The following is a 20414-nucleotide window of genomic DNA, read 5'->3' as shown; positions in this document are numbered from 1 at the left end:
TTTGTCCCAGCCTCTTTTTAAGTAGTATAGGTACAAAATACTTTACTTTAACTCTAAAGAAAATCTTGCAATGCTTCAGTAAATTTCTCTAAATACTCCTGATCCAATTCATCGAAACGGCCAACTTTAGGGCTATCGATATCAAGTACTCCGAGGAGCTTATCTGAAGTGTACATTGGCACTACAATTTCAGATTGTGAAGCAGCGTCACATGCAATATGTCCGGGGAAATCATGAACATTGTCAATTCGCATCGTCTTGCCTTCTTTAGATGCTGTGCCACAGACTCCTTTACCGTTCTGAATACGAACGCATGCTGGAAGTCCCTGGAAAGGCCCGAGCACAAGTTGATCGGTCTCTTTTTCGTATAAATAGAACCCAACCCAATTGACATCTGTTAGAAACTGATTTAATAAAGCAGAGGCATTTGCAAGATTAGCGAGCTGATTTGTTTCACCATCTAGCAGTGCTCTTAGTTGTTTAATTACCATTTGATAATCTTTTTCTCTTTTGCCTGAATAGGATTCGACTTCAAACATGTCAAAACACCTCTTCCTTACATCGAAATTATGAACATCATATCAAATCTTGCAGATTAATACACATATTTTGTCGTACGATTAATAAAGGATTGCCTATGTTATTACCGAATCAATAATTTAGATCGTATTATTTGGAGGTGGTTCCTAGTGAAACAGGAGCGAGATACAGCATCGAAGCGAAGTGTCATACAGGCCGCCATTCAACTTTTCAATACAAAGGGTTTTAACGGTACTTCAGTGCGAGATATAGCGGGTAAAGCGGATGTGAATGTTGCCTTAATTTCGTATTATTTTAACGGCAAAAAGGGGTTAGCTGAGTTTCTAATGATGTCATTTCTAGAAGGGTATGTAAAGGAACTCGAAAAAGTATATCAGCAGCTTGACGCGCGATCTGCCAGAAGCTGTCTCGCTGAAGCTATTGAAAGGATTATGGAGTATCAGTATCAGAATAGGCAACTCGCCAGGTTTGTACATCGGGAGATCACTTTTGATTCAGTGCTTGTTCGGGAAATCATGACCACTTATCTAGCAAAAGAAAAGTACTACTTTAGCAAAATATTTGAGGTGGGGTTTGCAAGGGAGGAATTTCGTCCACAATCCATTGATTATATCATCATGCAAATGAGAGGCATGCTTTCTATGCCATTTTTGCAACCTCAATATATACTAGAAGTGCATCATATTCAGCCAAATGAACATTACTTTATTGAACGATATACGAAACAATTAAATGAATGGATAGAACGATATATTTGTAAGACTGGAATTTGGGAAGCAAGGCCGTTCGTTATGAACGGCTAAGCAAGGTTGGTGATTGTAGAGAGTGTGTAAGAAGTCGTTCTGCTCCTTGACCAATCCCTTTTGCGCTATGAGCATCTGAGCCATAGACGAGAGGGATTTCTCGTTTTATTGCTTCACGTATAACCCAGTCAGTTGGATATGGCTCTCCACATAAAGGTTTCACTGTTCCGGCTCCATTATAATCTAATGAAAAGCCCCTTTCTTTAATCGCATCAAGTAATGTAGAGATTTCCGAGAAAAAGGAACTTTTAGACGGGTGTTTTTTCTGGAATTTATTTGCTAAAGTTATATGTCCAATTCGAGTAGGCTTATACTTTCCTAGATCAGCATGGACTGACTTCAATAGCGTTTCGTAATACTTTTGGTGAACCATATCAACGGAACCCAATGAAGCAATTAGTTGTTCAAAAGCTTCTGGACTATAGTCAAGACAAGTATAGTTAGTTCCTTCTTTCAAAAAATGAACAGAAAGAATCGCATCATCTAATTGTGGTCCTACTGTATTAAGAAACTGCCTTGTCTCTTCTTCATAGCCTTCAATATAATCAACCTCTAGTCCACAGTTAATTTCAATTTTTCCCTTAAACCTATGTTTTAGCTGCTGAATATTTTCAAAATAGTTTTCTAGTACTTCCCATTTCATTCCGCTATCTTGATTTGGAACAGGGTCATGGAAATTTTGTGGGAGAGGAGCGTGTTCAGTAAATGTCATGCCTTTGTAACCGAACTGAGTAGCAGCTTCTACGTAATCCTCAAATAAATCTGTTGATCCATGTGGACAAAATGGAGAGTGTATGTGTCCATCATATGAAATAATCATCCAAAAGCACCTTCTTTCAATAAATGAAAAAGTTTATAATAAAATCAAGGATTTTAGTTGTCAAATATTGAATTTATTTAGTCAAAGAGGTAATTACATGGTATCATAAAAACATTGATGAAATTCGTACATATTCGTTTATAAAAGATCTATATCTGATGATTTAGACTGCTGTTTTAGCATGTATACATAAATTGATGATGTGGAAGAAGGGGTGCTTCCGTTGGAGTATATTGTCATTGCGATTATTTTACTTGTTGCCGTCATTTTATACGGCACTTTTGCTAGAAGAAAAATATACAATGAAATCGATCGTCTAGAAGAATGGAAGATTGATATATTAAACAGACCTGTGACAGATGAGATTTCGAAGGTGAAAGGTCTAACAATGTCAGGTCAAACGGAAGAAAAATTTGAAAAATGGCGTGAAGAGTGGGATGAGATCGTAGCAGTTAAGCTTCCCAACTTGGAAGAGCAGCTTATGGATACCGAGGAAGCTGCTGAGAGGTATCGCTTTAGTAAAGCGAAAGCAACATTAGTTGAAACTCGTGAACGATTAGAACAGATTGAAAAGCGTATTGAACTGATGTTAGAAGATATTAATGAGCTCGTTTCGAGTGAAGAGCAGAATAGAACAGAAATTGTTTCCGTTCAAGAGGTGTTCAGGGAAGCCAAACAGCGACTTCTTTCACAAAATCGTTCACTTGGTAAGGCTTATCCTACCCTAGAAGCTGAACTCGAAGAACTTAAACAAGATCTTAAGCGCTATGAACAACTAACCGAAGAAGGTAACTATCTTGAAGCTAGAAGTGTGTTGAAAGAAATCCAAGAGCGGTTAACAGCTGTTCAAGAAAAAATTTCTGTTACACCAGAATTAATAGCGCTTGTGCATACGCAGATACCTTCTCAACTAAAAGAACTTGAAGATGGAACTTCCGTGATGGAGTCTGAAGGCTATGTACTTGATCATTTGGAAATTCAAGATCATATTGAACACGTCGAATCGGATTTAGTCAGATGGGATTCGGCTATTGAGAAGACGGAAGTCGAAGAGATCAAGATAGAAATTGATACAGTGCGAAGAAATATTGAAGGACTATATGATCAATTGGAATCTGAAGTAGATGCAAGGCATCTTGTTACGGAGAAAGTAGAGGAGCTTGAACATGAGCTGCTTAAAACTAATAATCACTTTCAAGACTTGCAAGAAGAAACGAATGTTGTGCAGCTCAGTTACCGTTTAGAGGAACAGGAATTGAAAATGATTAAGGAAATTGAGAAAAAGATTTCTGATATGCATATTCGATTTAATGCTGTTATTGAAGCAGTTGAAGGCAATAAGCAGGCATTTACCACACTTGCTGAAACGGTGCTTTCCTTAAAAGAAGATCTTGCTTCAATTGATCATGAAATGCAAATTCAAAAAGAGAATTTGCATATGTTAAGAAAAGATGAGCTTAAAGCGCTTGAGACGATTAAAGATTTGAAGAGAAGATTAATTGAATCAAGAAGAATGATGAAGTTAAGTAATCTACCAGGCATTCCAGAATCATATTTAGATGGTTATGAACTGGCAGAGGATATCATTGTAGAATTAAGTGATCGTCTTTCAGACGTACCGCTTGATATTTATCAAATTAATGAAGTGCTTTCTGATGCTGAACGTGCGGTTGAACATAGTACTGAAATAACAAAAAAGCTTGTCGAAGACGCCATTCTGACCGAACGCTTGATTCAGTTTGGGAATCGATATCGAGGGAAGCACAGAAGTGTAGATGAACTGCTTCAAAAAGCAGAAGATCACTTCAGACAATATGAGTACGATGAAGCATTATCAACAGCTGAAGCTGCCATTGAAAAGGTTGATCCACAGGTGCTTCAATCGTTGAAAGATGATGTAAGAGAACCTGTTAAATCATAACTCTCCTCCTTGAGGAGAGTTTTTTGTTGTAATCAGTATTTTTCTTTTTAAAAAAACGCAGACAATTTGTCTGCGTTAGAAAAAATTATGATGTTCTATCTTTCTTAGATATTATCCATCCTACTATTCCACCTATGATAGCGGGTACAATCCATCCTACGCCATCACTATAGAGTGGGAGCTTATGTAGAATGGTAATCCCAGGCATTATAATCCCGGCGCCCTCAAGGGCATTGGGAACACTTATAAGGATTGTCAAAATGATAGCCCCCCTATAAACGTAGTGATGGATAGAAAATAGGTAGCTCATGAATGTTAAGAAGATCAATACAATTGCTACAGGATAAATCGCAATTAAAACAGGTAATGTAAATGTAATCAATTGAGTCAGTCCAAGGTTTGCCACAAAAGCACTGAAAATTGTAATGATCAGAATAACAAACTTATAAGAAAGCTTTGGATACGTTTTTGAGAAATACTCGCCACATGCCGTTACTAGTCCTACAGATGTTGTTAAACAAGCAAATGTAATCGCGGCTCCAAGAAGAAGTGTGCCAAATGAGCCGAACAGGTAACTCGCAACACTAGAGAGGATTTCTCCTCCGTTATTGACTGAACCAAGAAGGTTAACACTTGTAGCTCCTATATAGGCAAGTGATAAATAAATACCCGTTAACCCTATTGCTGCTAGGATTCCAGCTTTCAATACAGCGATGGAAATGGTTTTTCGATCTGTGATGCCTTTATCCTTGACGGCTTGAATCACCACAATTCCAAATACAAGAGCTGCAATTGCATCCATCGTAAGATAACCTTCAATGAAACCTTTAAAGAAAACGCCGTCCTCATACTTCGCTGAAGGGGCTGAAAGTGGACCTGGTGGATGGATAAAAGCTCCTACGATTAAACTTCCAAGAACTAGAAGTAATAAAGGTGTCAAGATCTTTCCCACTCGATCCACTAATCTTGAAGGATTCAGTGATAACCAAAACGTAATACCAAAGAAAATAAGGGTATAGATAAATAATGGCATCCCGGTAACATTCGTTGATTCATTCAAAAATGGCACGACACCAATTTCAAATGCTACCGTCCCGGTACGTGGGATTCCAAAGAATGGCCCAATCGCAAGATAGAGGATCGCAGTGAATACAAATCCGAAAGTGGGGTGAACTTTAGAAGCAATATCTTTTAAGTTTCCCCCCGTTAACCCAATCGCCGTCACGCCTAAAAGAGGAAGTCCAACTCCTGTGATGAGAAAACCAGCTGTTGCTACCCAAATATTACTCCCAGCAGAATGACCGAGCGCGGGTGGGAAAATCATGTTTCCTGCTCCAAGAAAAGAGCAAAAAGCATTAATCCTATTGTCAAAATGTCTTTATTTGATAATTTCAACTTCATAAGGGCCTCCTGATTAAACTGTTTAACATGTCCTAATTTTCGGACTTCATATTAACACAATTGATCGACAAATCATAACAAAACCAAAATGATTAATAATTCAAATAATTCACCTGCCATTCTAGCAGCGTTCGTTCGACCTTGGTAATCATAACCATTCTTAGCGTAACGAACAAAATGATGAATCTATCTCATTATCTAGAATATTTGATTTGGTGATTTGTTTGACCTATGGTAGGATTATTAGTTGGAAATATAAGATGACTGAAGGTGTCATAATATGATTTATTTGGATAATAGTGCTACAACGCAGCCCTATAAAGAAGTACTTGATGCATATCGAAAAGCAGCTGAAAATTTTTTCGCTAATCCATCTTCTCTTCATCGAAAAGGTGGAGAAGCAGAGCGATTGTTTCGACAAGCGAGAATGAGTATTTCAGATTTGTTACAAGTTAAAATGAATGAAATTATTTTTACTTCTGGTGGAACTGAGAGTAATAATTTGGCTATTAAAGGTTCAGCACTTCAATATATGAATCGAGGTAAGCACCTCATTACTACGAGTATAGAACATGCTTCCGTTTTGGAGTCCTTCCGGCAGCTTGAATCCATGGGATTTGAAGTGACGTATTTACCTGTTAACAGAGAAGGAGAAATCTCTCTAGATGATCTTGAAGAGGCGCTCACTCCTGAAACCATTCTTGTTTCTATTATGCACGTGAATAATGAGATGGGTGCCATTCAACCAATAAAAGAAGCGGGAAAGTTGATTAAACAAAAATCACGTGCCTTCTTTCATATTGATGATGTTCAGGGAATTGGTAAGGTGCCACTCAACTTTAATGAAGTACAAGCGGATTTAGTCTCTTATTCGGCGCATAAATTTCATGGGCTAAAAGGTAATGGGATATTAATAAAACGAGATAAACTGTCTTTATTTCCACTGCTTTCAGGAGGGGGGCAGGAAAGCGACATTCGCTCAGGTACAGAAAATGGTCCTGGAATCGTCGCGATGGCAAAGGCTCTTCGAATATTTTTAGGGAAAGCGGATGCTCAAAAGGAGAAGTTAAAAACATTACAAACGCTGTTGCTAAAAGAACTCTCCGATATTGAAGGCGTGAAGTTAAATAGTACTCGATTAGGTTCTCCGCATATTGTTAATTTCTCAGTCCCTGGTATTAAGCCGGAAGTATTGATTCATACGCTTGAGGAAAAAGAAATTTATGTGTCAACTCGTTCGGCGTGTTCTTCCAAAACAGCAGCAGCAAGCCACGTATTAACATCTGTTGGTTTATCAGATCAAGGGGCAAAGTCGGCTATTAGAATAAGCCTTTCTTTTGATACAACGATAGAGGAAGTAGAATTCTTTCTTGAAGAGCTTCAAAAAGTAATACCCAAACTAAAACATGTAATGAGGTAATAGCTATGTATGATCATATCATTCTTCGCTACGGGGAAATTTCACTTAAAGGTAAAAACAGAAAAGGATTTATCACTGCTTTGAAAAAAAGAGTGAAGCAGGTATTGTCTGACTATCCATCCATTGAGGTTCATCAATCTTTTGACCGAATGATTGTGAAATTGAATGGAGAGGATCCAGATCCGATAATTATGAAGCTAAAAACGATTTTTGGCATTCACTCCCTTAGTGTCGCCATCAAGACAGAACACGATCTCGATCTTATTAAAGAAAAGGCATTACAGCTTGTTAAGGATCAAATGGGTAATGAAAGTATGACTTTCAAAGTAACAGTTAGGAGACCTTTCAAGCAATTTCCACATCGCTCACAAGATATGAATCGCGATATAGGTGGTTATGTTCTTACTAATACAGAAAAATTAACGGTGGATGTCCACAATCCTGACATGGAATTGAAGGTAGAAGTGAAGCAAGCTGGTGCTTATCTTAGTTGCGATAATTCAGAAGGTGCTGGAGGTCTTCCAACTGCTCAAGATAATAAGGTAATGTTGATGTTATCAGGTGGTATCGATAGTCCAGTCGCAGGTTATTTAACGATGAAAAGGGGAGTAAAAGTAGAAGCAGTTCATTTTCACAGCCCTCCTTTTACAAGTGAGCGTTCACGCCAGAAAGTAGAGGATCTTGTAAAAGTTCTCTCTCGATACGGTGGAGACATTCGTCTTCATATTGTCCCGTTTACAAATACACAGAAATCAATTCAAAAAGAAATGCCTGATAATTACAGCATGACAATTATGAGAAGAATGATGATGCGAATCACGGAAAAGTTAGCAGAAAAAAGTGGAGCACTTGCCATTGCAACAGGGGAAAGTCTTGGACAAGTAGCAAGTCAAACGATTCAAAGTATGAATACAATTAATGAAGTGACAAATTATCCTGTTCTAAGGCCTCTTATTTCTATGGACAAAATTGAGATTATGAGGATTTCAAGGGCTATTGACCTGTATGATATCTCGATTCGGCCATATGAGGACTGTTGCACGGTGTTCTTGCCAGATGCACCTAAGACAAAACCAAAACGGGAACATGCAAATAAATTTGAACAATACTTACCAATTGATGAATTAGTAGAAGAGGCTGTAAGTGGTGTTGAAACAATTGTTATTAAGGAAAAAGATGATTCATTTGATGACTTACTTTAATCTTCCAACATTTAACCATACTACCAATAGTTAATGAGAATAACCCTCCCTTCTCTATCAAATGATAGTGTCAAGGAGGTGAACAACTCATGGCTAATAACAGCTCAAACAACCTTGTTGTACCAGGTGTACAACAAGCTTTAGATCAAATGAAATACGAAATTGCTTCTGAATTTGGTGTGAATCTTGGTCCAGACTCAACTTCACGTTCAAACGGTTCAGTTGGCGGCGAGATCACGAAGCGTCTTGTTCAACAATCTGAACAGCAATTCGGAGGATACTCCAAATAATTTAATATAATGGCTTGGAGAAGGTGAATTAGACACCTTCTCCTTTTTTATCGGCAATAATGTTCAAAACTTTCATACTTTTATGTATAATGTAATTATTGCAGAATAAAGGGGGATAAGAATGCAGGACTTAATTGCACCTGAACATTACAATCTAACAAGCGAGATGGAGCGCTTTACTTCTAAAGAAGATAAAGTGGCCCTAAAATGGCGAAGTGATCAAGGCGAAGTTCAAGAAATTACATATAAACATTTATTTGAAAAGGCGAATCGCATCGCTGGCGCGCTAACTGCCCAGGGATTAACAAGTCAAGATCGTGTTTTGATCATGATGCCCAGGTTAATTGATACATATGCCGTATACATTGCCTGTTTGAAAGCGGGTCTAGTCGTTATTCCTTCTTCAGAAATGTTGAGAAAAAAAGATTTGATCTATCGAATTAATCATGCCGAAGCAAAAGCGGTTATCTGTGAAGCAGAACTTATTGAATCATTTGAAGGTGTAGAAGACGAAGCGCCTTCTTTGGAACATAGATTCATTGTAGGCAATCGTGCTAATGGATGGATATCTTTACTGGATGAAGCTAAAAATGAAAGCGCTTCTTTCGCTGGCGTGGCCACATCAAGAGAAGACATGGCATTCCTTTCCTATACGTCTGGAACAACGGGAAATCCTAAAGGCGTTGTTCATAGTCATGGTTGGGCATATGCTCATTTAAGAACTTCTTCAGCCTCATGGCTCGATATTCATGAGGGAGATAACGTTTGGGCAACTGCAGGACCAGGGTGGCAAAAATGGATTTGGAGCCCTTTTGTTGCTACATTATGTAGTGGCGCAACTGGTTTTGTTTATAGTGGTAAATTTGATCCAGAAGCGTACCTTGGTTTTCTTTCAGAATATGATATTAATGTTTTATGTTGTACACCAACAGAGTATCGCTTAATGGCAAAGGTAGATGATTTAACTAGGTACAAATTGCCTGCTCTCAGAAGCGCCGTTTCAGCTGGTGAGCCGCTTAATCGTGAAGTAATTGATACGTTTAGAAAATATTTTCAGATTGATGTCAGAGACGGCTATGGTCAAACTGAGAATACATTACTTGTTGGCATTCTAAAAGGCATGGAAGTAAAGCCAGGTTCAATGGGGAAACCAACACCTGGTAATCAAGTGGATATTATTAATGAAGATGGTCAACCTGTTCAGGTTGGAGAAGTGGGAGACATTGCCGTCCATAAGGATGTACCTGCTCTGTTCAAACGGTACTATAAGGATCTGGAGCGTACGCAAATGGCGTACAGAGGTGACTATTACTTAACGGGGGATAAAGCTTCCAAAGATGAGGATGGTTACTTTTGGTTTGAAGGTAGAGGTGATGATATTTTCATTAGCTCCGGATATACAATTGGACCATTTGAAGTAGAGGATGCTCTTGTGAAACACCCGGCTGTACAGGAGTGTGCGGTCGTCGCAAGTCCTGATGAAGTTCGCGGTAATATAGTAAAAGCGTATATTGTACTGAAAGATCCCAATCAAGCGGGAGATGCTTTAGTTCGTACACTACAAGATCATGTAAAAGAGCTAACTGCGCCTTATAAATATCCAAGAAAAGTTGAATTTATTGAAGAACTTCCGAAAACAACTTCAGGTAAAATTAGAAGAATTGAGCTTCGTCAAAAAGAAACTCTTGGGGCGTCTTAGAATAGAGGATACAGTAAAAAATAAGAAGAAGACCTCAAAGGTCTTCTTCTTATTTTTTTGCTTTATTTTTAATTAAAGCTTCAATCTTATTTGCCTGATCTCCTGCATTATCCTGTTCCATTGCTTTTATATATGTCGAGCGGTTCTCAAATGTTTCACGTACGGATTTTAAGAAAGAAGCGTCTGATAAATCTTCCTCCAATAGAACATTCGCATAGCCTGATTTCTGGAACGATTGGGCGTTCAAAATTTGGTCCCCTCTACTTGCAGCTCTTGATAATGGGATGAGTAACATTGGTTTTTTCAATGCAAGGAACTCAAAAATAGAATTTGAACCAGCTCTTGAGACAATTAAATCAGCCATGGCTAATAAGTGAGGAAGTTCATCTGTTACATACTCGAATTGCTTATACCCCTGCATTTGCAAATTTTCAACCACTTGCCCTTTACCGGTAAGGTGGAGAATATCATATGTTTGTAAAAGCTCATCTAACTGATTGCGAACAGCTTCATTGATTCGTTTTGCACCAAGACTTCCGCCCATAATTAACATAACAGGCTTTGTCCCAGTGAATCCGGCAAAAGAAAGGCCAGTGGAGCGTTTGCCACTTTTCAGTTCATCACGAACAACTGCGCCGATATATTCCGCTTTGCTTTCAGGTAAATGGTTTACCGTTTCAGGGAAAGTTGTACATACCTTTGAGGCGAAAGGGATGGCTACTTTGTTAGCGAGTCCCGGTGTTAAATCAGATTCATGAATAATGACAGGAACTCCATTCATCTTTCCGGCGATTACGACAGGTACAGATACAAATCCCCCTTTAGAGAAAATGACAGAAGGCTTTTCACGTTTAATAATGGAAAAAGCCTCTCCTACGCCTTTAATTACTTTAAAAGGATCTTTGAAGTTATTCCAGTCAAAATATCTTCTTAGCTTTCCGGTAGCAACATGATGATAAGTAACCCCTTTGACAGGTTCAATTAACTGACGTTCAATGCCGTTCTCAGAACCGATATAATGGATATCCCAGTCGTCTTTTAAAAAACGAGGAATTAGTGCTAAATTAACTGTAACGTGCCCGGCAGAGCCGCCACCTGTAAATAAGATTTTCTTTTTCAACGAGATTTCCTCACCTTCAACAATTGTCTTGCATATACTCTTTGTTATTCTTATTGTATCATGATTGAAAAATCAACCAAGAGTTTGATGAAAAACCAGAAGATTCACAGTTTATATGAGGAATGATACAATTAGCTCACAATTTACATTTACATAAAGGAGAGAACATCAGTGGGAACGCTTTGGTTTGGTGGTAAGATCTATACGCTTGAACATGAAAATGAAACGGTAGAAGCCGTCTATACAGAAAATGGCCGTATCAAAAAGGTCGGGTCTAAATCAGAACTAACCTCTATGTTTGAGAAAGAAATGACAGAAAAGCATGATTTAAAAGGGAATGTCATGATTCCAGGTTTTGTGGATAGTCATCTCCACATGATTGGACATGGAGAAAAACTTCTGCGTCTCGATTTATCGGAGGCTACGTCAGCGGAAGAGATGAAAAGACATCTGATTAACAAAGTGAATGATACAGCCTCATTTGACTGGGTGATTGGGGAAGGTTGGAATGAAAACAACTTTCAGGATCGCAAAATCTTCCACCGTGATGAATTAGATGATATTGCTCCAAATAATCCAATGATGTTAACAAGAGTGTGTAGACATGCCATACTTGCGAATTCGATAGCCCTTGATCTTGCAGGTATAACGGATGATACACCAGATCCTGAAGGTGGCGTAATCATGAGGGATAATGAAGGCAGAGCAACTGGTTATTTATTGGATCGTGCCCAGGAACTAGTAAAGGATGCTATGCCTGAAGTAAGTGTTGAATACCTTGAAAAAGCTCTATCTTGCTCAGTCGATGACCTTGTAGCGAAAGGCGTTACAGGTGGCCATAGTGAAGATCTAAATTACTATGGTGGTTTTAAACGTACTTATGAGACCTTCGTAAATGTCATCAACGGACAACGTAAATTTAGAGCTAATTTATTAGTCCATCATGAAGTAATCGAGCAGATGCGCAAGCAAGGGTTAGGTTTCGGTGATGGAACAAATTATGTAGAGCTAGGTGCGATGAAGATTTTTGCTGATGGCGCACTTGGTGGACGTACTGCTCTATTGAGCGATCCATACAATGATTCTCCTGATACGTCAGGAGTTGCGATTCATAGCATTGAAGGACTTACCGAACTTGTGAAGAAAGCAAGGGTTCATGATATGCCTGTGGCTATTCATGTGATTGGTGATTTGGCACTCGAGTATGCAATTGAAGCGATTGAACAGTATCCTGCTCCACATGGGCTTAGAGATCGCCTTATCCATACGCAGGTCATGCGTGATGATTTGTTAAAACGATTAAAAGAACTTTCAGTTATTCTTGATATTCAGCCAAGGTTTGTCGCTTCGGATTTTCCATGGGTAATGGAGCGTCTCGGCGAAGCAAGAATGACACGGTCATTTGCGTGGAAAACGCTGCTTGATAGTGGCGTTCCAATTGCAGGTGGATCAGATGCTCCGATTGAACCTGTGAATCCATTGTTAGGTATTCATGCAGCAGTTACGCGAAAGCGTCCTGAGGAAACACATGGTGGATATTATCCTGAACAGAAATTATCTGTGTTTGAGAGCGTCTCACTTTTTACTAAAGGAAGTGCGTTTGCAATTGGAAGAGAACGTGAAAGAGGTATGATTAAAGAGAACTTTGCAGCGGATTTCACTGTATTAAATCGCGATATTTTTAATTGTGATCCAGACCTTATTATTCAAACAGATGCTGTTATGACAGTCATTGATGAAACAATCGTTTATCAAAAAGAGCGTGGTTCTCTCTCATAAAAAATTCTTTACTAATAAAAACCTATGTGAATTTATATTGTTGATAACTCGTTTTTTTAGCTCAAGACGATTGGTTATTACAGATCGTAAATGAGCCGAAGTTCAACGATGTTCGTTAACATAGTCAATAAAAAAAGAAGCGCCGCACACTTTTGTGGCGCTTCTTTCGTTTAGAGGAAGCTTCTTTGAACTTTATGCCAGAAAGAATTGTTTTTAAGCTTAACCGTTTTAATGCGTTTTTCTGGGATATGAATTTGAATTTCTTGAGCATGCTGAATGCTCATTGCTTCATTGTCAATACCAATAACAGGATAATCATTACCATCCTGAATAACTTGAAGAGAAAGCGTTCTCTCATCACTTAATATAAAAGGAGAGCCGAGCGTGCGGTAATGATTATTGTTTAGTGAAGCGAGTTCACTTACTTGCATACAAGCAAGCTTAGGATCTACCACTGCACCGTTTACGGACTTATTATACGCCGTGCTTCCTGTTGGTGTGGAAACAATGAGACCATCTCCACGAAATGTTTCAAAGTGAAAATCTTCCACATAAACTTCCATGGCAAGTGTCTTAATAATTGACGAACGAATGGTGCACTCGTTCAAGCAATAGAAGGATGATTCATTGTTCACTTTTACTTCAATCGTCGGGTAGCGACGAACTTCAATGCCTTCTGACAAAATGTCTCCCACCATATTTTGGATGTTATCGATGTGGAAATCACAATAAAATCCGAGCTCACCAGTAGAAATTCCTACATAAAGGCAATCTTCTCTGAAACCTGTTTTTCTTACGGCTTGAAGGAAAGCACCATCTCCTCCAATACTTGCAATAATACTAGCTTCTTCAGGGTTTTCTACGATATGAAAATCGTTTTTTTCTGCTAGTGCCTTTAACGGTTCTACTTTCTCCTGAATTTCTTTTGACTGCTTATAGAAAAAAACAAATTACGTCGATTTGGCATGTGAATTCCTCCCTGTCTATCTGTTTGTCTTCTTTACTTTATCATTATCGCTTTTTAGAAAAAAGAAAAAATTATGATTTCGCTCATTTATTCAAGACTATGAACGATTGCGGAAAGAAGAGTAAAGTGTACTTTCTATGGTTCCCTCTCTCGTCACATTAAATTTGTTCAAAAGCTTCTAAGGAGTGCGATTCCTTATTTTGTATGGTATTCTCAAAAATATGAAACCAATAAGTTGGCTTCATCGTACATAAGATAGCATCAGGATATAGAGGAGGCTTACTATGAATGGAAAACGATGGATCGCCCTCGGCATTACCGTTGTTCTGATTATCGTATCAATCGGGTTTAATTTTGTTTCTAGTCTGGCATTTGGAGGATGGCAGGAAGAAATGAACACAACAGACCAATTTGCAGAGACGGTTATTGAGGAAGGTAGTAGTTCGAATAAGATTGCGGTTTTGAATGTGGAAGGAGTTATTCAAGATACTGGAACAAACACTAGTTTCCTTCCACAGTCTGGATACAATCATGCTGTGTTTATGAAACGTTTGGAGCATGCTGGGGAAGACAACAGTGTTAAAGGCATCATTTTAAGACTTAATACGCCGGGCGGCGGGGTAGTAGAAAGTGAAGAAATTCATGATAAGCTCTTAGAGATTAAAGAGAAAACGGATAAACCCATTTATGTTTCAATGGGAAGCATGACGGCTTCTGCGGGTTATTATGTTTCAGCTCCAGCTGATAAAATCGTTGCGAGTCCTTCCACGATTACAGGTTCCATCGGTGTTATTATGCAGTCGATGAACTATGCAGAACTAGCTGAGAAGGTAGGAGTGAAATGGGAGACAATTAAGAGCGGTCCACATAAAGATATTATGTCTCCTAGTCGTGAAATGACTGATGAAGAACGGGACATTCTCCAATCAATGATTGATAATTCATATGATGAATTCGTTCGGGTAGTTAGTGAAGGTAGAGGAATGGATGAAAGCAAAGTAAGGGAGCTTGCTGACGGAAGAATTTATGATGGCAGGCAAGCGAAGGAAGTTAACCTTGTTGATGACCTGGGAAATCTTGAAGATACAATTGCCGGTATGAAAGAAGACGTGGGGGATCGTAAGTTACAAGTGGTGCAATATAAGCAAAATTTAGGATTAAACTCTCTCTTTGAAATCACGGCCGCTAAGCTCATGGGGCCAGATAAAGATCTCTTAGGCATCCAGCAGTTATTATCCACTCCACAATCCCCTGAGTTAATGTATTTATATTCTGAATAAGGAGGCAGGCAGAATGGATGAAACAATGAGTACGACTGCCTCTCCCGCATCTTTAGAGAAAGAAGTGAAGCACGAGCGTTTTGCTGGCTTCTGGATGCGCTTTTGGGCATATTTAGTTGATATTATTGTTGTAGCAAGTTTGAATGGAATTTTGATTACTCCTATGATCAAGGGGTTTGATCTTCCTGCTAATGAACCTGCCTATCTGCCGCTACAGGCGATATTAACAGGTATCGTGTATTACGCTTATTTTATACTGATGACTAAGTTCTTATCTCAAACGCTAGGGAAAATGCTTTTTGGTTTAAGGGTAGCCTCTGTTAAAAGCACGACTTTAACATGGGGAACGGTTATTTTTAGAGAAGGCATTGGACGATTTATTAGTAAAACAATCTTATTTGTTGGTTTCCTTGTCGTTGCTTTTACGAAAAAAAAACAAGGAATCCATGATTTGTTTGCTGATACAATTGTTGTGCACGAAGAATAAGAACATACTGAATGAATAAACCTGTCCATATTGGGCAGGTTTATTTTATACTCTATTTTCATGAATACTGTCTCAAAATAGAAAGGTATATGGGAGGAGGCTATTCATTGATTATTATTCTTGTTGCTATATTTGGCTTATTAGTGATCGCCTCCTTACCCCTTATTGTTTTTTCGACAGTAAGAGTAACGTTCACAATAGAACACTCTTCTTCAGTTGAAGAAATTCAAATAGCTGTGAAAGCCCTCTTCGGATTAGTTATTTATGAGACAACCATACCACTTGAAACGTTATTAGAAGGTGGGGAAGAGGCTGTCAAAGCAAGCAAAGAAGAAGAGGGGCTGAAAGGTGACCTCAAAGAGGTCATCCAGTTACTGAAAAAAACGCTTGGGGCTAAAACATCTGTTTTGTTTTTTCTTAGGAAGACACGATTTCGAACGATTCAATGGGAAACAAATTTTGGAATGGGAAACGCTGCAAGTACTGCAGTAGTAGCTGAACTTATTATGAATACAAAAGTCGCTATCTTCACACTTTTATCACATTACTCTAATCTTCATTCAGTCCCTCAACTCATCGTAACACCAATTTATGAAGTGAAAACGATTCAAACTTATATACGATGCATGATTACATTTAAACTGGGGCATGCTATGATCGCGGCAATTAAATTAATGAAGTCTCAAAAGAATGTGCAGGAGGCTTAGCGGTTTAGTAAGTGAAGGAGGAAAACACAAAATGCCTGAACATCCAATTGAAGGACTTATGCAGACTGCAATGGAAAATCTGAAAGACATGATTGATGTAAACACGATTATAGGTGATCCTGTCGAAACCCCTGATGGAAGCGTCATTCTAACGGTGTCAAAGGTTGGATTTGGATTTGCTGCTGGTGGTAGTGAATTTATGCTAAAGCAACAGTCCAATCAGCGTGATCAGCAAGGGCAAAGCAAAGGCGATCCTTTTGGTGGAGGTAGTGGTGGTGGTGTTTCCATAACGCCAATTGCGTTTTTAATTGTAAGTGCTGGCGATATAAAGATGATACACCTTGATAACACCACACATCTTTATGAGAGATTGCTCGATCTTGCCCCACAGGCAATTGAAAAAGTACAAAGCATTCTTCAGAATATGAATCATGAGACTAAGGGAAGAAGAGGAAACGATCACCAAAGCGATTCACAATCTTCGCGACATACATCCCAAGGAAAACACCTCTTCCGTGGTCATAAGAGACAGCAGGATGACGATAAGCAGGATTTGGATTTTTAAGCTACTTTTAATTAAAGTAGCTTTTTTATATGGTCTTTAGATTCGATTCTTCTGCCATTGTGGGTTATTCTAGAAAACTAAGTTGCATTAATCGAACATAAATACCTCTGATTCATAAAAACTGAGCTAGAAAGCCTTAGCTGATTTCTTGAAATCAGAAGCGATGGCATATATGATGAAAACAGTCGTACATACGACCAATTATGAAGGAGGTATGAACATGGCTAATATTACATTTAAAGAAACGCCGATGACACTTTTAGGGGAAGAAGTAAAAGCGGGGGACAAAGCGCCTGATTTTACTGTTCTTGCTAATGATCTATCTGAAAAAACGCTTGATGATTATGCAGGTATTCGTCTCATTAGTGTCGTACCATCACTAGATACAGGCGTTTGTGATGCTCAAACACGTAAATTTAACGAAGAAGCTGCTAAGCTTGATAACGTGAAAGTGTTAACAATTAGCGCTGACCTCCCATTTGCACAGAAGCGCTGGTGCGGTGCTGCTGGAATTGAAGATGCTATTACTTTATCTGATCATCGCGATCTTTCATTTGGTAAAGCTTTTGGCGTAGCGATGGAAGAGCTTCGTTTATTAGCAAGAGCTGTTTTTGTAGTAAACAGTAAGGACGAAGTTGTATACACAGAATATGTTAGTGAAGCAACAAATCACCCAGATTATGACGCTGCACTTAACGCCGCTAAGCAAGCTGAATAATGTAAACAAACATGGCAAGGACTTCGATGACGTGATCGGAGTCCTTTTTTAACGGAATTGTATTGTGATCTATAATTCATAGACGTTAGTGTAGAAAACTCTCGATTAGCCATAAACTTTTGCAAAGTATAAAAAGTCTCTCTCGTAACAGATGATCTTCCGATGTTGCGAAAGAACTCAAGACTGTTTACAATAGAGACGGCGAACTGATAGGAGGCCAATCAATGACCGAACTAACTGTAGAAAATTTATATAACGTGCTTGATGAATCGACGCTAGTTATTCAAAATAAATTGGAAATGTCGTATCTTGAAGCTCTCGTTGAGACAGGTTTAAACATATTCGAAAATAAAGTATTACAAGAGGAACTAGATACGGATACCGTTGTCCGTCTTAAAGCTCTTTATGATTCATGTGATCTTGAGGATGCTAAGAAAGAAACAGTGCGTAAAGGGATCCAGCTTGCACTTCTGAAAGGGATGAAGAAAGGAATTCAGCCTCATCATGCCATGACTCCAGATAGTGTTGCGCATTTAATCGGTTATCTTGTGAAAAAATATAAAGATGTATTAAATATAGAGGAAATGAAAATTCTTGATCCTGCAGTAGGAACAGGAAATTTACTCACTTCTGTTTTAAACCAATTAGAAGGTGAGAAAGTTGAAGCATTCGGGGCGGAACCAGATGATCTTTTATTACATTTAGGTTTTGTTAATGCGAATTTGCAAAAACACCAGGTAGAATTTCTTCACCAGGATAGCGTAAAGCCACTTTATATTCCCCAGGTTAATACGATCGTAACTGATTTACCTGTTGGTTACTATCCCCATGAGGAAGCATCTGCAAAATACGAATTAAAAGCAGAAGAAGGGATGTCTTACGTTCACCATCTTCTTATCGAACAAAGCTTAAATATGACGGAAGAGTCTGGCATGCTCTTCTTTATGATTCCAAACTTTCTCTTTGGAGATGATGGAGCCAAGCAAGTGAGGAATTTGCTAAATGATCGCTCTGTTATCCACGGCATTATTCAATTGCCTACAAGTTTATTTGCGAATGAGTCGCAAGCTAAAAGTATTCTTGTTACTCAGAAAAAAGGAGAACATACGTTAAAACCTAAACAAGTTATGATGGCAAAGCTTCCATCCTTCTCCAATCGTGAAGCGATGTTGAACATGATGCAGCAGATTAACGGTTGGTTTTCACAGCTTTCTTAAAGGTTATGAAACGTTTACAAATCTGAATTGGCGGAATACTTGAATGTAAGCGGTTTTCACCTTGAATAAAGTAATGGACGATGTTTAAATAATAAGAGTGCTAAAGATAGAAGGGTCTTACCCTTCTATTTTCGTGTCGTATTCTAATTTTATTGAATTAAAGGAGCTGTCACATATGGCGAAAATAATCGCAATCAACGCCGGTAGTTCTTCGTTGAAGTTTCAACTATTAAATATGCCGGAAGAAACTGTTATCACTAAAGGACTCGTGGAGAGAATCGGCCTTGATGACGCCATTTTTACAATAGAAGTGAACGGTGAAAAGAAAGAAGAAATTACTGATATTCCTGATCATGGAGTTGCGGTTAAAATGCTATTAGATAAGCTGATTAGCTTCTCCATTATCTCTTCCTATAATGAAATTGAAGGTGTTGGACACCGTGTGGTTCACGGCGGTGAGAAATTTGATGACTCTGCATTGATTACGGATGATGTACTAGCTAGCATTGAAGAAGTATCAGAGCTTGCGCCATTGCATAACCCCGCTCACCTTGTTGGGATTCGTGCATTCCGTGAAATTCTACCAGATGTTCCATCTGTAGCCGTATTTGATACAGCTTTCCATCAGTCTATGCCTGAGCAGTCGTTCCTATATAGTCTCCCTTACGATTATTATAAAGATTATGGTATTCGTAAGTACGGCTTCCACGGTACTTCTCACCAGTATGTTTCAGAGAGAGCGGCAGAGATGCTTGGTCGTCCGCTTGATCAATTGCGTCTCCTTTCTTGCCACCTTGGTAACGGTGCAAGTATTGCAGCTATTCAAGGCGGAAAGTCAATTGATACATCAATGGGCTTCACTCCACTAGCTGGTGTAACAATGGGAACTCGTTCAGGTAACATTGACCCTGCTTTGATTCCATTTATTATGGATAAGACTGGTCAAACAGCAGAAGAAGTAATGAATACATTGAATAAGAAAAGTGGTCTTCTTGGAGTGTCTGGTTTCTCAAGTGATCTTCGCGATATCACTAGTAAAGCAGAAGCTGGAAATGAACGTGCTGAATTAGCACTAGAAGTATTTACTTCTCGTATTCATAAATACATTGGGTCTTATGCAGCTCGCATGTCAGGACTAGACGCTATTATTTTCACAGCAGGTATCGGTGAAAATAGTGATGCTGTTCGTGCACGTGTACTTCGTGGCCTTGAATTTATGGGCGTATATTGGGATCCAGCTCTAAATAAGGTGAAGGGGAAAGAAGCTTTCATTAGCTACCCTCACTCACCTGTCAAAGTAATGATTATTCCTACTAATGAGGAAGTCGTCATTGCGCGTGATACAGTTAGGCTTTCAAAATAAACTTTAGAGAAACAGCGTATCTTAACAGATGTGCTGTTCTTTTTTTACTCCTTATTCCACCTTTGTTGGAAGTTTTTGATTGGAAAAGCTACAATATAAGAAAGAGTTGTAAGGG

The 20414-nt window shown here is 38.7% G+C and carries 19 protein-coding genes; 14 read left to right on the top strand and 5 right to left on the bottom strand.

The features are described 5' to 3' along the window. Positions 1 to 53: 53 nt before the first annotated feature. Complete coding sequence (locus tag ACIFPW_RS01440) at positions 54 to 539, bottom strand: GAF domain-containing protein (RefSeq protein ID WP_430241478.1); 486 nt, start codon at positions 537 to 539, stop codon at positions 54 to 56. A gap of 150 nt (positions 540 to 689) precedes the next feature. Here ACIFPW_RS01440 and refZ point away from each other — a divergent pair, with 150 nt between their 5' ends. Next, positions 690 to 1343, top strand: coding sequence for a forespore capture DNA-binding protein RefZ (gene refZ, locus ACIFPW_RS01435; protein WP_430241477.1), 654 nt, complete (start codon positions 690 to 692; stop codon positions 1341 to 1343). Here the strand turns inward: refZ and hisJ are convergent. Further along, entirely contained in the window at positions 1330 to 2163 is an 834-nt protein-coding gene (gene hisJ, locus ACIFPW_RS01430; protein ID WP_430241475.1) for a histidinol-phosphatase HisJ, read from the bottom strand. The two genes, refZ and hisJ, sit on opposite strands and share 14 nt — an antisense overlap. A 223-nt stretch (positions 2164 to 2386) precedes the next feature. Here hisJ and ezrA point away from each other — a divergent pair, with 223 nt between their 5' ends. Next, a complete protein-coding gene (gene ezrA, locus ACIFPW_RS01425; protein ID WP_430241473.1) occupies positions 2387 to 4084 on the top strand; it encodes a septation ring formation regulator EzrA in 1698 nt (565 codons plus the stop codon). Between the two features lie 85 nt (positions 4085 to 4169). Here the strand turns inward: ezrA and brnQ are convergent, their stop codons facing one another. Continuing rightward, the gene (brnQ, locus tag ACIFPW_RS01420) at positions 4170 to 5408 is read right to left on the bottom strand and encodes a branched-chain amino acid transport system II carrier protein (RefSeq protein ID WP_430241470.1); all 1239 of its coding nucleotides are present in this window, start codon (positions 5406 to 5408) and stop codon (positions 4170 to 4172) included. A gap of 357 nt (positions 5409 to 5765) precedes the next feature. Between brnQ and ACIFPW_RS01415 the strand changes: the two genes are divergently transcribed. The 4 genes from ACIFPW_RS01415 to mbcS all read left to right on the top strand — a co-directional run bounded on the left by ACIFPW_RS01415 (position 5766) and on the right by mbcS (position 10096). Further along, positions 5766 to 6905, top strand: a complete 1140-nt coding sequence (locus ACIFPW_RS01415) for a cysteine desulfurase family protein (RefSeq protein WP_430241467.1) — start codon at positions 5766 to 5768, stop codon at positions 6903 to 6905. Continuing rightward, a complete protein-coding gene (gene thiI, locus ACIFPW_RS01410; protein ID WP_430241487.1) occupies positions 6905 to 8107 on the top strand; it encodes a tRNA uracil 4-sulfurtransferase ThiI in 1203 nt (400 codons plus the stop codon). The genes ACIFPW_RS01415 and thiI overlap by 1 nt, the downstream gene beginning before the upstream one ends. An 89-nt stretch (positions 8108 to 8196) precedes the next feature. Further along, a complete protein-coding gene (locus ACIFPW_RS01405) occupies positions 8197 to 8397 on the top strand; it encodes an alpha/beta-type small acid-soluble spore protein (protein ID WP_098444548.1) in 201 nt (66 codons plus the stop codon). Positions 8398 to 8512: 115 nt separating this feature from the next. Next, entirely contained in the window at positions 8513 to 10096 is a 1584-nt protein-coding gene (mbcS, locus tag ACIFPW_RS01400) for an acyl-CoA synthetase MbcS (protein WP_430241485.1), read from the top strand. Between the two features lie 49 nt (positions 10097 to 10145). Here the strand turns inward: mbcS and ACIFPW_RS01395 are convergent, their stop codons facing one another. Next, complete coding sequence (locus ACIFPW_RS01395; protein WP_430241464.1) at positions 10146 to 11216, bottom strand: undecaprenyldiphospho-muramoylpentapeptide beta-N-acetylglucosaminyltransferase; 1071 nt, start codon at positions 11214 to 11216, stop codon at positions 10146 to 10148. 171 nt (positions 11217 to 11387) lie between these two features. Here ACIFPW_RS01395 and ACIFPW_RS01390 point away from each other — a divergent pair, with 171 nt between their 5' ends. Continuing rightward, complete coding sequence (locus tag ACIFPW_RS01390; protein WP_430241461.1) at positions 11388 to 12995, top strand: amidohydrolase; 1608 nt, start codon at positions 11388 to 11390, stop codon at positions 12993 to 12995. A gap of 170 nt (positions 12996 to 13165) precedes the next feature. Here the strand turns inward: ACIFPW_RS01390 and ACIFPW_RS01385 are convergent, their stop codons facing one another. Then, on the bottom strand, positions 13166 to 13915 hold the full coding sequence (locus ACIFPW_RS01385) for an NAD kinase (RefSeq protein ID WP_430241483.1): 750 nt from the start codon (positions 13913 to 13915) through the stop codon (positions 13166 to 13168). A gap of 331 nt (positions 13916 to 14246) precedes the next feature. On the opposite strand from ACIFPW_RS01385, the gene sppA reads away from it, so the two are divergent. The 7 genes from sppA (at position 14247) to ACIFPW_RS01350 (ending at position 20299) form a co-directional block, all read left to right on the top strand. Continuing rightward, on the top strand, positions 14247 to 15242 hold the full coding sequence (gene sppA, locus ACIFPW_RS01380) for a signal peptide peptidase SppA (protein ID WP_430241459.1): 996 nt from the start codon (positions 14247 to 14249) through the stop codon (positions 15240 to 15242). Between the two features lie 13 nt (positions 15243 to 15255). Further along, positions 15256 to 15729, top strand: a complete 474-nt coding sequence (locus ACIFPW_RS01375) for an RDD family protein (RefSeq protein WP_430241457.1) — start codon at positions 15256 to 15258, stop codon at positions 15727 to 15729. 107 nt (positions 15730 to 15836) lie between these two features. Continuing rightward, complete coding sequence (locus tag ACIFPW_RS01370) at positions 15837 to 16436, top strand: DUF2953 domain-containing protein (RefSeq protein ID WP_430241455.1); 600 nt, start codon at positions 15837 to 15839, stop codon at positions 16434 to 16436. Positions 16437 to 16467: 31 nt separating this feature from the next. After that, positions 16468 to 17001, top strand: a complete 534-nt coding sequence (ytfJ, locus tag ACIFPW_RS01365; RefSeq protein WP_194219270.1) for a GerW family sporulation protein — start codon at positions 16468 to 16470, stop codon at positions 16999 to 17001. Between the two features lie 220 nt (positions 17002 to 17221). After that, complete coding sequence (gene tpx / locus ACIFPW_RS01360) at positions 17222 to 17719, top strand: thiol peroxidase (protein WP_194219271.1); 498 nt, start codon at positions 17222 to 17224, stop codon at positions 17717 to 17719. Positions 17720 to 17943: 224 nt separating this feature from the next. Next, entirely contained in the window at positions 17944 to 18936 is a 993-nt protein-coding gene (locus tag ACIFPW_RS01355; protein ID WP_430241452.1) for a class I SAM-dependent methyltransferase, read from the top strand. A gap of 175 nt (positions 18937 to 19111) precedes the next feature. Beyond that, positions 19112 to 20299: an acetate kinase gene (locus ACIFPW_RS01350; RefSeq protein WP_430241450.1), complete on the top strand. Its 1188-nt coding sequence runs from the start codon at positions 19112 to 19114 to the stop codon at positions 20297 to 20299. The last annotated feature ends 115 nt before the right edge of the window (positions 20300 to 20414 follow it).

The organism is Pseudalkalibacillus sp. NRS-1564 (genome assembly GCF_050467905.1).
In the GTDB taxonomy this organism is placed as follows: domain Bacteria; phylum Bacillota; class Bacilli; order Bacillales; family Guptibacillaceae; genus Guptibacillus; species Guptibacillus hwajinpoensis_B.
Note: the sequence above shows the minus strand (reverse complement) of the source record. Positions and strands in the feature narration are given on the sequence as shown.